This is a genomic window from Emticicia sp. TH156, from assembly GCF_002855535.1.
Taxonomy (GTDB): domain Bacteria; phylum Bacteroidota; class Bacteroidia; order Cytophagales; family Spirosomataceae; genus Emticicia; species Emticicia fluvialis.
Genome location: NZ_PKRS01000001.1, coordinates 263,791 through 276,176, shown reverse-complemented (window position 1 = coordinate 276,176; position 12,386 = coordinate 263,791). Strand labels below are relative to the sequence as shown.

Sequence of the window (12,386 nt, the reverse complement as noted above, 5' to 3'; positions counted from 1 at the left end):
TTTTTTTTTCATAACTCAAAGATAAGTAAGCATTTATGAAGAATGCAGGCATGAATGAAAACAAAATTTACATTTTAGAAATATTGTATATCAATTAAAAAAGAAGAAGGTTTCTGTTTCTCAAAATAATTTTCCGAACAGTATGCCTGCATACTGATTTTTTTCTACATTTGTGGTTACCCGAAGCAAAAAACACCAATGAGGAAGGAAAAGACTATTGATTTTTACATTAAATGGGCCTGGCATGCCATTTCGCGTATGTATAATACTTATGCAGGGCAATATGATATTACCATGGCCATTGGGTATGTCTTGCTTAATATTGATTCAGAGAAAGGTACGCCGGCAACTAAAATTGGGCCGTCGATAGGTATGGAGCCCAGAAGTCTGACGCGCATGCTGAAAACCCTTGAAGAAAAAGGCTGGATCTACAGAGAAACAGATGCCGACGACAAGCGTTTTGTAAAGGTGTACCTGACAGAAGAAGGGAAGAAAAAGAGGAATTTTGCCCGCGAAGGAGTGATTATCTTCAACAAGAAGATTCAGGAGACTATCCCTGCTGAAAAACTGGCTGTTTTTTTTGAGGTAATTAAAGATATTAATGCTTTGGTTGATGAAGAAAACAGCAAGGTAAAAGACAATATTATATTTGAAATAATGCATTAAGATAGAGGTCTGAACTAAGTTCAGACCTCTATCTTATCTTTCAGGAACTCAGCTGTATAGTTATTTTCCAGCTTTACCATATCTTCTGGCGTGCCTTCAAAAGTCAGGTAACCACCTTTTTCTCCGCCTTCAGGGCCTAAGTCAATTATCCAGTCGGCCGACTTAATGATTTCCATGTTGTGTTCAATAATAATAACCGAGTCTCCCTGGTCAACCAAGGCATTAATGGCTTTCAGCAGCTTCTTGATGTCATGAAAATGTAGCCCGGTTGTTGGTTCATCAAACACAAACAAGGTTTTACCTTTATCGGCATTGCCTTTGCTTAAGAAGAATGCCAGTTTAACCCTTTGTGCCTCACCACCCGACAAAGTGCTTGACGACTGCCCCAAACCAATGTAACCCAAGCCCACATCCTGCAAAGGCTGTAGTTTCTCGGCCAGTTTCGGGTCACTTTCCCTGAAAAACTCTAGCGCCTCATCCACCGTCATGGCCAGTATATCGGCAATGTCTTTATCTTTATATTTTACTTCCAGAATCTCCTGTTTGAAGCGCTTGCCACCGCAACTTTCGCATTTCAGGCGTACATCAGCCATAAACTGCATCTCTATGGTTTGTTCTCCTTCTCCCTGGCATGCCTCACAACGGCCGCCATCAACGTTGAATGAGAAGAAAGCCGGTTTGTAGTCGCGGGCTTTAGACAGGGGCTGGTCTGACATCAACTGCCTGATAGCATCGTAGGCCTTAATATAGGTAACAGGGTTAGAACGCGACGACTTACCGATTGGGTTCTGGTCAACCATTTCAATCTGCGTAATTCTGTCGAGAGAGCCAATCAGCTCGCTATATTTTCCGGCTTCTTCGCTGTATTCTCCTTTTAGCCTGGCGATGGCCGGGAAAAGGATTTTGCGAACCAGTGTAGATTTTCCCGAACCACTCACACCCGTTACCACGGTAAGTGTACCTAGCGGAAATTTTACATCTACCTCTTTTAAATTATTCTCTCTGGCACCTTTTAGTTCAATAAAGTCGGCAGGTTTTCTTCTTTTCTGAGGCACAGGCACATGGTCTTCACCTGTCAGGAAGCGGATAGTGTGGCTTACGGCTCCCTCCCCACTGTTGGGGCGGCAGCCGTCGCGGAGGGTTAGGGGTGGGGTTGTTTTCAACCGCATAATATCTTCCCAATTCCCCTGAAACATCAGGTTACCGCCCAGGGTTCCTGCTTCGGGGCCTATGTCAATTATCTCATCAGCTGCCAGCATTACCTCTTCCTCATGCTCTACTACAACTACGGTGTTACCTAAATCTCTTAATGATTCCAGCACGCTTACCAAACGGCGCGTATCTCTCGGGTGCAGGCCGATGCTTGGCTCATCTAAAATGTACATTGAACCAACCAGAGCACTACCCAGAGAGGTGGCCAGTTTAATACGTTGAAACTCGCCGCCTGACAGACTGGAGGTTAATCGGTTGAGTGTCAGGTATCCTAAACCAACCCTTTCCATAAAATCGAGACGGCTGTTAATTTCAATCAGTATTCTTTTGGCTATGCCTTGCTGATAATCAGGCAGCTCAAGATTATTAAAGAATTGTGATACATCTGATATCGGCATCAGTACAAGGTCGGTAATAGAAGCACCACCTACTTTTACATAAGCTGCATCTTTACGCAGTCGCGAGCCCCGGCATTCAGGGCAATCGGTACGCCCCCGATAGCGTGAAAGCATTACCCGGTACTGAACCTTGTGTACCTGGCTTTCTATATCCCGAAAGAATGCGTCCAGGCCTTCAAAATAAGAATTGCCTGTCCAGAGCAGGTCTTTTTGCTCCTGGGTAAGGTCTTTATAAGCCCTGTGAATGGGGAAGTCGAAACGGATGCCATTTTTGAGTAACGGCGCTACCCACTCGCTCATGCGTTCGGTCCTCCAGGGAGCAATGGCTCCTTCAAATACCGAAAGATTTTTATCCGGAATCACCAGGTCAGGGTCTAAACCCAGAATTTTCCCGAATCCCTCGCAGCGTTTACAGGCGCCATACGGATTATTAAAAGTAAATAGATTAACGCTTGGTTCTTCAAAGGCTATGCCATCTAACTCAAACCTGTCAGAGAAAGTCTGTTTCCCCTGGCCAATTACATCTACAATACATTCGCCTTCTCCTTCAAAAAAAGCAGTTTGTATAGAATCTGAGAAACGGAACTGCGTATCTTCATCATATTTTACCACGTTCCGGTCTATCAGAATTTCAATGTTGTGCTGTTTTTCGTCTATAATCTCAGTTCCTTCAACTATTTCTTCAATCTGTTTTATTTCTCCGTCAACCAGCACACGGGTGTATCCTTTCTGAAGCAGCAGGTCAAGTTCTTTTTTTACATTGCGGTTGTCTTTTATTTTCAGCGGGGTCAGTACCATTACTCTGGTTCCTTCTTCTTTTGACAGAATAAAATTCACAACATCAGTTACCGTATCTTTTTTTACCTCTTTGCCTGAAACCGGCGAATAGGTAATGCCAATGCGGGCAAACAAGAGCTTCAGGTAGTCGTAGATTTCGGTGGTAGTACCCACAGTAGAGCGCGGGTTTTTGGTGGCTACCTTCTGTTCTATGGCAATAGCCGGCGAAACACCTTTGATGTACTCTACCTCGGGTTTTTCCATACGGCCCAGAAACTGGCGTGCATAAGAGCTGAGACTCTCTACATACATACGCTGGCCTTCGGCAAAGAGGGTATCAAACGCCAGAGACGATTTTCCACTGCCTGAAAGCCCCGTTACCACCACCAGTTTGTTGCGCGGAATGGCAACATCAATATTTTTTAAATTATTTACTTTGGCTCCTTTAATGATGATGAATTGCTTAGGGTCAAGGGCATCAACATCGGGGTATTTTATTAAATTAAGCGCAGAATTGTCCATGCAGAAAAAGCCCGGTGTCCTTCGTACAGATTCGGGTATTTATATTGTTGGAATTGGTAAATCTTTCATTAAGAGAGAAAAGTCTCAAATCATGTAACCAAATAATTAAAGAGATAGTTCTTTTCTGCAATACTAATAATTTGGCCCGTCAATTTCTTGAAATCAGGCTTTTAAATATGTTTCCGGGCTTGCTTTGACGGTATTCTTTTTGTTGATGGCCGGCTGGTCAATCAGGCATCAGAAATAGCAAATAAATAACTGGTAAACGCCGGGCAAAAGCCGTAATTTTGCGTTAAAAATCAGATATCTACTATTGGAAACACCATTTGCAGTAATTTTTGATATGGACGGGGTTATTTGCCACACCAACCCTCACCATTCGCTGGCCTGGAAGGCATTCTTGAAAAAATATGATATTGAGGCCACAGAAGAAGAATTTATAGCCCACATGTATGGCAAAAGCAACAGCTATATTCTGAAATACTTTCTTAAAAGAGAGGTAACCGGCGACGAGTTTAACCTGATGGAGTTTGAGAAGGAGGCGCTGTTCAGACAACTCTATGAACCAGAAGTAGTTGCTATTGAGGGCCTTCTGGATTTTATTGACGACCTGAAAGCCAATGGCATCAAAACGGGTATTGCCACCTCTGCGCCTGTCGAGAACCTTGAAATGATTTTAAGCAAATTGCCATTGGCAGATAAAATGCAGTCGCTGTTATCTAGTGCAGATGTAACCCATCATAAGCCCCACCCTGAGGTTTATATAAAATCGGCGGCTAATCTGGGTATACTGCCTGAAAACTGTCTTGTTTTTGAAGATTCGCATTCAGGCGTTACGGCCGGTAAAGCTGCCGGTGCCAAAGTTATTGGGGTTTTAACAACCTATAAAAAGGAAGAATTACCGGTTTGCACCCACTACATTGCAGATTACAGAGGGCTGACTTACCAGCATATTAAATCATTTTTTGAGCTATGAAAATTGAGCACGTGGCTGTTTGGGTAAGAAAACTGGATTTGATGCGCGAGTTTTACGTTACTTATTTCGGTGGGGTAGCCAATGAGAAGTATAGAAATGAGAAGAAAAACTATGAGTCATACTTTATTGCTTTTGATTCAGGCGCAAGGCTGGAGCTGATGCAGATGCCCGGTATTACCGATACCACAAATAGTGGGCATGAACAGTTTATGGGTCTTACGCACCTGGCTTTTTCAGTAGGGAGCAAAGCAAAAGTTGATGAAATGACGGAGCTATTCAGAAAAGCTGGTTTTGAGGTTGTTGGAGAGCCCCGATGGACAGGCGACGGCTACTATGAAAGTGTGATTCTGGACCCTGAAAAGAACCGTATAGAAATTACGGCATAAAAATATTTTGTAATTGAATTGTATTATCAGCCATCAGGTCAGTATTGTTTAAAATACATCCTGTTGGCTCTCTTATTTTATGTTTAAGCATTTATCAACATTTTTCTTTCATCGCCAGAGTCTGGCTGTTGCCATGGTTTTTACAGCCATGGGCATGTTGTTTGGCAGTTGGGCTACGCTTATTCCGTTTGTAAAGCAAAAATATGCATTAGATGATGCCCAACTGGGCTTGCTGCTGCTTTTTATGCCTCTGGGTGCCGCAGGTATGAACCCCTTTACTACTATTCTCATTAACCGTTTTGGTATGAGAAACACCACCATTGCCGGTCTGATTTTTATGTCGGTGGTGTATGCCATGCCTGTAACTATGACCTACCTGCCGCTGGTAGCCTTTAGTTTGTTTCTGGTGGGTATCAGCATTTCTACCACCAATGTGGCCATGAACACCTGTGTTACCAGTCTCGAGCATCAATATAGCATCAACATCATGTCTACCTGCCATGGTATGTTTAGTGCCGGGCTAATGCTGGGCTCTATTCTGGCAAGTTTTACACAGGGTATGAAAATACCCCCAACTTACCATATGTGGCTGATAACCGTCTGCTTTATAGGTCTTGCATTTTTTATCCGGCCCACGGTTATGAGTATTCATGAAGAAAAGATAGAAGCTGGCGAAGGCGCAAAATTTGTTTTTCCGAAAGGCGCCTTACTATTGATGATACTGATAAGCCTGTGTACCAATATTACCGAAGGTACCATGGCCGACTGGACAGCCGTTTATATGCGCGATGTAGTACAAACACAAGATTACTTTATTGGCTGGGGGCTGGCCGGATACTCACTTTGTATGTCACTGGGTCGTTTTGCCGGCGATGCCCTTATTCCGCGTTATGGCGGAAATCAGGTGCTTAAAATAGGTGGTATTATTGCTGCCGCCGGTATTATTATATCTATTCTGTTGCCCTACACAGCCACGGCCATTTTAGGTTTTGCCTTAGTGGGGGCAGGGGTTTCATGCGGGGCGCCTATTCTTTACGGCAGCTCGGCAAGGGTACCCGGCATGGCCAAAGGTGCGGGTTTGGCAACCATGAATACCTTTAGCATGGCCGGATTTCTGGCCGGGCCGGTTCTGATAGGCTTTGTTTCTGAAAGCATAAGCCTGCCTTTTGCTTTTGCTCTGATTGCCTCTCTGGCTTTGGTGTGGGTATTGCTGGTTAATAAAGTAAAGCTTTACTGATTTGTTTTTCAGGATACTGCCAGCCTTTATTTTTTAAACCAATTAATAGAATTTGCATTAAATTCTTTTTCTTCTAATGAATATTATTTACATTTAGCGAGCAATATTAAAAGGGTTTTGTATGAAGAAAATTATCTACTCTTTTGGCGTATGCCTGATGGCTACGCAAATACAGGCGCAAGTGTATAATAATGGTGCTGAACTCTTTGTGAGCGAAGGTGCCGTTGTGAGCTTTAATACTGATGTAGTAAACGACGGGAAAATCACTAACAACGGTAAGATACATTTTCAGAAGAATTTTGATAACCTGAGTTTGTTGAAATCGAACGGAACAGTTGTTTTCGACGGCAACAGTATGCAGGTACTGAGAAGTCCAAAGGAAGTGTCTTTCGGGCAGTTACTGCTCGATAACGATTTAAAGCTGGAAACTCCCTTGCGGGTTGAAGGTGCGTTGTCTTTCCGTAGAGGGGTGATTGAATCTTCTTCGCAGAGTCCGCTGATTTTCAGTGCTGGCAGCAGATATGACGGAGCCTCCGATTTTTCTCATATCAAAGGTGTAATCAGTAAAGAAGGTAGCGAATCTTTTGAATTTCCGCTGGGAGATGGCAACAATTACCGTGCTTTCAGGGTAGCAGGTAATCATAGCAATCAGACCTTAACGGCATCGTATCTGTATAGAAGCCCCTTGAGTATTTCTGAGAAGATTTCAGAAAATGTTGACGCTATCAATCAGAATGAATACTGGACACTGAAATCTGAATCGACCAGAGGTTCAGCAAAAATATCTTTAGCCAATGGGTCTGATTTAGACGTAATAGCCTTTCTTGATAAAGGTACCTGGTCAATAAGTGAAGATGCCAGTCTCTCTGCAACCACTGACCTCGCCAATGGTACGCTTTTTACCAGAGCCAAAAGTCGTAATATCCAACCGGCTATCGGGGTGTATCCAAACCCTACTGACGGTGAGTTTTTCCTGAAATTATCAGGAATGAATGAAACTGAACTGATAACAGTTGATGTCGTCAACCAGGATGGCTCCAGGGTATTGCAAAAAACAGGAACCGTAAAAGAATTACGTAAAGCGTATGTATTGCCTGAACACCTGCCTGCAACAGAGTTGACAGTCAGAGTAGTGCGTGGAGACTCAAAAAAGCCTTTGTATCAGAAAATGATATTAAACAAGTAAGAATCGGTTAGGTACTGATATTGAAAAAGCTGCCTGTTCTGGGCAGCTTTTTTGTTTTTGAAATAACCCAAATAAATAAATTCAAAAATTTAAGCCCTGCTGTGCAACGTTTAAAGTTTTTTTTCATCTTATGAATGATAGATACTATAACAAATACAAAATCATGAAAAAGCTATTCATTTTACTCCTATTCATTGCAACTGCTGCTACCGCACAGGAATCTAAGCGTTCATTCAGTTTAAGCGGCTTCGATAAACTTGATATGGGCAATGCCTTTATTATTACGGTTACGCAGTCTAACAATTACAAGATAGAAACTTCAGGACGTGAGCAGGATTTGAAAGACCTGGTTGTGAAAGTGTCAAACGGTGAACTCCGGATTGGCTATCCGTCTAATTGGTCTGGCTGGAAAAACCGCAAGGAAGTTTACATCAACATAACCATGCCCAAATTGGTGGCTGTCAGTTTTTCAGGTGCCAGTAAAGCAAAAGTATCGGGTTTCAGCAGCGAGTCTTTTGGTATTGATTTGTCGGGCGCGTCGAGCGCTACCTTTGATATTGATGCAAAAAATTTAGCCCTTGATTGTTCAGGCGCTTCAAGTGTTGCTATTGTTGGCGACGGACAGAAGCTCACTGCCGATGTATCAGGTGCTTCAAGCCTCAATGCTTATGACTTTAAGGTATCTACGGCTACAATTGATGCCTCGGGTTCAAGTGGAGCCAAAGTATATGTTACCAGTAGAATAGTAGCCGAAGCCAGTGGAGCAAGCAGTGTGCGTTACAAAGGCGGCGCTACCTCTGTTGTTGCCAACACTTCGGGTGCAGGAACAGTAAAATCCGCTAATTGATTCGGTATTGAAAGCACCGGGGAGGTGCCTGAGCAGCCCCCCGGTTGTTACATTACTATTTCTTTTTCTGTCATTATTGTCAGTACTTCCGTATCTGTAAGGCGTGTTGCCAGCCCTTGTGTTTTGGGCAGTTCATAATGAAAGAAATATTTCATGGTATGAATCTTACTTTCGTAGAAGTCGGCATCATTGGCACCTGCCAATAGCTTCTGCTGCGCCACAACGCCTTGTTTCAGCCATTGCCATGCAATTACATTCAGGCTGAAAAGCTCCATATAAAGTGTGGCATCAGACAAGAATCTTTCAATATCACCGGTGCCTGCAATACCCAACAGATGTTTTGTTACCTTCGATAATTGCCCGGTGCTTTCTGTAAGCAGCTGAGCATATTTTATTAAGCCTTCATATTGGTTGGCTGTTTCAATTGTTTTGCCTATTTCCGCAGCAAGCAGTTGCAGGGGTTTTCCGCCCGCCAGCATTATTTTTCTACCCAGTAAATCCTGCGACTGTATCCCGGTTGTACCTTCATAAATAGGCGTAATGCGGATATCGCGGTAGTATTGTTCAACCGGGAAATCCTCAGTAAAGCCATATCCGCCAAAGCATTGAACCGCATTGCTGATAGACAAAACACCGTATTCACATGGAAAAGTCTTGGCAATCGGGGTCAGCAACTCAACCATCAGGTGAGCGTTTTCTTTTTCTTCTGGGTCATCACTTGCTTCCGACAGGTCGAAATACTTAGAGGTTTCCAGCAACAAAGACAAGCCTCCTTCTACTACCGATTTCTGGAATAGCAGCATCCGTTTCACGTCAGGGTGCTGAATTATTGGTACCTGAGGTGTGTCTAATGCGGTTTTGGCATTTAACCTGCGGCTTTGCGGCCTTTCGTGTGCATACTCTAGGGCAGCATAATAAGCAGCAGAAGTAATAGAAACCCCGGTAAGGCCCACGCCTATACGTGCTTCATTCATCATCTGAAACATATAAGACAACCCTTTATTGGGTTCACCTACCAGATACCCGATACAATCGTCGTTTCTGTCGCCAAAGCCCAAGTGCATGGCGGGTACTCCTTTTTGGCCTAATTTATGATAAATACCCATAGAGGTAACGTCATTATCGGTGCCATCCAACCTGTATTTGGGTACTACAAATAAAGATATTCCTTTCGTGCCCTTTGGCGCACCTTTAATACGGGCCAGAAACAGATGTATAATGTTTTCGGTTGCATCATGGTCTCCGGCTGAAATAAAAACTTTTTGCCCTCTTATTTTGTAAGCGCCATTTTCCAGAGGCTCGGCAGAAGAGGTAATGTCAGAGAGCGAACTGCCCGCCTGTGGCTCGGTAAGGCACATGGTTCCCTGCCATTTGCCGGTAATCATGTTTTCTATATACTGCTTTTTCAGTTCATCAGAGCCGAAGCTGGCAATTAGCCTTGCACCACCGGCGGTAAGGCCTGTATACATCATACCGTTATTGGCCGACATCAGGATGTATCCTACTGTGCTTGTGATAGTTACCGGCATTTGGGCGCCACCGTTTTCGTAATCGAAGTCAGCTCCGATAATACCAGATTCCCCTACTGCTTTCAGGTAATTCCTGATAGAGGGGTGCACCTGTACCTGGCCATCTTTTAGCTCAGGCTGGTTTTTATCAATGTCTTTCAGAAACGGAAACATCAGGTTTTCGGCTATCTGAGTGGCCGTGTCGATGGTCATATCGAACGTTTCCCTGTTATGGTCTGCAAAATAGCTATGCCTTGTCAGTGACTCTACGTCATGCACTTCATAAAGTAGAAAATTCACATTTCTTTTACTGAAGAAATTCTTTGCCATGATACGCACGTTGAAAAATTTTAAGATGCTGAAACAAAAAGCACACAGCCCGTTACATCAGGCCAAGCATTTTGGCATATTTCATCATGGCGCCCGGGTTAGATATTTTCAGTTTCCCCATCATCATTGCCATCATCGGGTTCATATCGCCAGTTGCAATTTTCACAAAGTCTGCTTCATTGGCCTTAATCACACATTCTGCGTTTCCTTCAAAGCCATCTTTTAACTCTGCTTTGCCGGCTGCTACGTGCATGGTGTAGGTTTCGCTGCCAAAATCAAAATGCAAAGTTGTGTTTACATCTTCAATTCCAGACTCGTTTAACTTGGCCGTGGTGTTTTGTAAATATTCTTTTGCGGTCATTGTCTTGTATTTTTGAGGTAAAATAGAAAGTCGAAAGTTAATAAAATTAGACTGATATTATGCAAGCATACTAATTTTTTTGTCAAAAATTTGATTTTTTGAAAAAGACTTGAAATATTTGATACCTGATACAATCAAATTGGCAACAATTTTATTGTTCAAAAACCAGATTTCCGGTCGTATTCAGGTGTTTAATTATTTTCAGGAAGCCGTATTAAGATAAGCCTCCCGAGTCCCGTAGTTAGTTCTGGCAAATCCCTGCCCAATAATTGCAGATGATAGCTTATTTGCTTTTGCCGGTACATATACCGCTGAAAGCAAATGGCGTTTAATTGAAAAACCAAAGAATAAATGAAAAAAGTAATAGCCATATTTGCCTGTATTTTTTGGGTTTATCAGGTGGCCGGGCAAAGTAAAATAAAAAATGATAGCCTTGCTTTTAATGCGAATGATACGCTAACTATAAAAGACAAAAAACAGTTACTGAGAGAAGCAAAAAACAGGGCAGATTCGTTGAAAATTGGTTTCTGGAAACCGCGAAATGCGCAATTTGGTATCAATTTTAGTCAGGCGTCATTTAACAACTGGCAGGGTGGGGGTACCAATAACTGGAGCATCGGTGCATTGTTTAATAACAGGTCTGAATATTACAAAAATAAGGGAGCTTTTACAGGCGAGGTTCAGTTTCAATTGGGAACTGTCAATAACAAAGGCCAGAGGCCGGCCAAAAGTATTGACCGTCTTTTTATGGAAACCAAGTATTCGCATAAGTTAAATCCTAAAATAAACTGGTTTGCGACAGTCAACTTCTTAACACAATTTGCCAAAGGCGTGGTGTATCAGGACGACGGCCTGCCTACTGAGCAGAGAAGAACCATTTCAGGGTTTCTGGCGCCCGGTTATTTGTCAGAGGGCTTCGGGGTTGAGTACAAGCCGGTAAGTTACTTTTTAGTGCAGTTAGGGGGGGCAACCTTACGCCAAACATTTGTACTGAACGATAAAATTTATACTGATTTTACTGAGTTTAACAAATCTACTGATGCCTACGGTATCGCTCCGGGTAAAAAAGTGCTTACCGAGATGGGTTTTCAGATGGTGGCCTCACTGGATAAAGATATTATAAAAAACGTTAATCTTAAATGCCGTTATCAAGCCTTTCAGGCCTATGTAACCAGAAAGTTGTTGCCCAATAAAAACACTATCGACCATAACATTAACCTTATTGCCACAGCCAAGGTAAACAGATACCTGAATCTGAATTTCACGATGCTGGCCATATATGATAAAGACCAGATAGATAAATTTCAGATAAGCCAGGCCTTTGCTGCCGGGTTATTATTTAAACTGTAAATTTTTAACTTTATAAACGCCTGAAAATTATGTTTCAAGAATTTAGAACTTTTATTGCCAAAGGCAATGTACTTGACCTGGCCATTGGAGTTGTGATTGGTGCAGCCTTTGGTAAAATTACTACCTCTTTGGTTGAAGATATCATTATGCCTATCGTCAATGTTTTCACCAGTGGTGGTATTACAGGGGGCATAGTGCTTAAAAAAGCCACTGTTGATGCCGCCGGTCAGCAGATTCCTGCCATTGTTATCAATTACGGTAATTTCTTGAGTGTGGTTATCAATTTCTTTATTATAGCCTGGGTGCTATTCCTGATTGTAAAAGCAGCCAACAAACTGAAGTTAACCGAGCCGAAATAATCTTCTGCATTCTTAAGCTTTTTTCCAGCCTTTAACCGGGGCATGATGAATAGCTTTTGGTTTTTATAAAGGCCTGTATATCCTTATTTTTTCAATCAGCTATTGAGCCTGGCAGGCATTTTAAAAGTATTATCTGTATCAAAAACCACCGGAAATGCCCCTTAATAAAATTTAAAATTTTTGTTTTTCTTTCAATCCTAAATAAATTACATTTGTTATCGAATTTTAGTTTAGGTTTATAATAGCCTAACTGTAATTTAATTTGTGCTTT

11 protein-coding genes are annotated in these 12,386 nt (G+C 42.4%); 8 read left to right on the top strand and 3 right to left on the bottom strand.

Annotated elements, in window-relative coordinates:
* The first annotated feature begins 198 nt into the window (after positions 1-198).
* The gene (locus C0V77_RS01175) at positions 199-666 is read left to right on the top strand and encodes a MarR family winged helix-turn-helix transcriptional regulator (RefSeq protein ID WP_101724478.1); all 468 of its coding nucleotides are present in this window, start codon (positions 199-201) and stop codon (positions 664-666) included.
* A gap of 20 nt (positions 667-686) precedes the next feature.
* On the opposite strand, the gene uvrA is transcribed toward C0V77_RS01175, so the two are convergent.
* Positions 687-3,575: an excinuclease ABC subunit UvrA gene (gene uvrA / locus C0V77_RS01170; protein ID WP_101724477.1), complete on the bottom strand. Its 2,889-nt coding sequence runs from the start codon at positions 3,573-3,575 to the stop codon at positions 687-689.
* 313 nt (positions 3,576-3,888) lie between these two features.
* On the opposite strand from uvrA, the gene C0V77_RS01165 reads away from it, so the two are divergent.
* From C0V77_RS01165 to C0V77_RS01145, 5 genes are all read left to right on the top strand, one after another.
* Positions 3,889-4,551 carry an HAD family phosphatase gene (locus C0V77_RS01165; RefSeq protein ID WP_229236169.1) on the top strand — a complete coding sequence of 221 codons (663 nt, stop codon included), beginning with the start codon at positions 3,889-3,891 and terminating at the stop codon, positions 4,549-4,551.
* Positions 4,548-4,937, top strand: a complete 390-nt coding sequence (locus tag C0V77_RS01160; protein WP_101724476.1) for a VOC family protein — start codon at positions 4,548-4,550, stop codon at positions 4,935-4,937. Before C0V77_RS01165 ends, C0V77_RS01160 begins: the two co-directional genes overlap by 4 nt.
* 79 nt (positions 4,938-5,016) lie before the next feature.
* A complete protein-coding gene (locus tag C0V77_RS01155; RefSeq protein ID WP_101724475.1) occupies positions 5,017-6,174 on the top strand; it encodes an MFS transporter in 1,158 nt (385 codons plus the stop codon).
* Positions 6,175-6,295: 121 nt separating this feature from the next.
* Positions 6,296-7,360 (top strand): hypothetical protein, encoded by a 1,065-nt coding sequence (locus C0V77_RS01150; RefSeq protein WP_101724474.1) that lies wholly within the window; start codon positions 6,296-6,298, stop codon positions 7,358-7,360.
* A 163-nt stretch (positions 7,361-7,523) separates the two neighbouring features.
* A complete protein-coding gene (locus C0V77_RS01145; protein WP_101725011.1) occupies positions 7,524-8,207 on the top strand; it encodes a head GIN domain-containing protein in 684 nt (227 codons plus the stop codon).
* Positions 8,208-8,254: 47 nt separating this feature from the next.
* Here the strand turns inward: C0V77_RS01145 and C0V77_RS01140 are convergent, their stop codons facing one another.
* Both C0V77_RS01140 and C0V77_RS01135 read right to left on the bottom strand, forming a co-directional pair.
* Positions 8,255-10,045: an acyl-CoA dehydrogenase gene (locus C0V77_RS01140; protein WP_101724473.1), complete on the bottom strand. Its 1,791-nt coding sequence runs from the start codon at positions 10,043-10,045 to the stop codon at positions 8,255-8,257.
* Between the two features lie 52 nt (positions 10,046-10,097).
* A complete protein-coding gene (locus C0V77_RS01135) occupies positions 10,098-10,406 on the bottom strand; it encodes an SCP2 sterol-binding domain-containing protein (RefSeq protein ID WP_101724472.1) in 309 nt (102 codons plus the stop codon).
* A gap of 351 nt (positions 10,407-10,757) precedes the next feature.
* On the opposite strand from C0V77_RS01135, the gene C0V77_RS01130 reads away from it, so the two are divergent.
* Together C0V77_RS01130 and mscL are read left to right on the top strand one after the other, a co-directional pair.
* Positions 10,758-11,756 carry a DUF3078 domain-containing protein gene (locus tag C0V77_RS01130; RefSeq protein ID WP_101724471.1) on the top strand — a complete coding sequence of 333 codons (999 nt, stop codon included), beginning with the start codon at positions 10,758-10,760 and terminating at the stop codon, positions 11,754-11,756.
* Between the two features lie 29 nt (positions 11,757-11,785).
* Positions 11,786-12,115 (top strand): large conductance mechanosensitive channel protein MscL, encoded by a 330-nt coding sequence (mscL, locus tag C0V77_RS01125; RefSeq protein ID WP_101724470.1) that lies wholly within the window; start codon positions 11,786-11,788, stop codon positions 12,113-12,115.
* The last annotated feature ends 271 nt before the right edge of the window (positions 12,116-12,386 follow it).

What these genes read in the sequence shown, in the direction of transcription:
- C0V77_RS01135 (WP_101724472.1), bottom strand. Translation starts at nt 10,406, where the DNA reads ATGACCGCAAAAGAATATTTACAAAACACCACGGCCAAGTTAAACGAG.
- C0V77_RS01140 (WP_101724473.1), bottom strand. Translation starts at nt 10,045, where the DNA reads ATGGCAAAGAATTTCTTCAGTAAAAGAAATGTGAATTTTCTACTTTAT.
- C0V77_RS01130 (WP_101724471.1), top strand. Translation starts at nt 10,758, where the DNA reads ATGAAAAAAGTAATAGCCATATTTGCCTGTATTTTTTGGGTTTATCAG.
- C0V77_RS01155 (WP_101724475.1), top strand. Translation starts at nt 5,017, where the DNA reads ATGTTTAAGCATTTATCAACATTTTTCTTTCATCGCCAGAGTCTGGCT.
- C0V77_RS01150 (WP_101724474.1), top strand. Translation starts at nt 6,296, where the DNA reads ATGAAGAAAATTATCTACTCTTTTGGCGTATGCCTGATGGCTACGCAA.
- C0V77_RS01175 (WP_101724478.1), top strand. Translation starts at nt 199, where the DNA reads ATGAGGAAGGAAAAGACTATTGATTTTTACATTAAATGGGCCTGGCAT.
- C0V77_RS01145 (WP_101725011.1), top strand. Translation starts at nt 7,524, where the DNA reads ATGAAAAAGCTATTCATTTTACTCCTATTCATTGCAACTGCTGCTACC.
- C0V77_RS01160 (WP_101724476.1), top strand. Translation starts at nt 4,548, where the DNA reads ATGAAAATTGAGCACGTGGCTGTTTGGGTAAGAAAACTGGATTTGATG.
- uvrA (WP_101724477.1), bottom strand. Translation starts at nt 3,575, where the DNA reads ATGGACAATTCTGCGCTTAATTTAATAAAATACCCCGATGTTGATGCC.
- mscL (WP_101724470.1), top strand. Translation starts at nt 11,786, where the DNA reads ATGTTTCAAGAATTTAGAACTTTTATTGCCAAAGGCAATGTACTTGAC.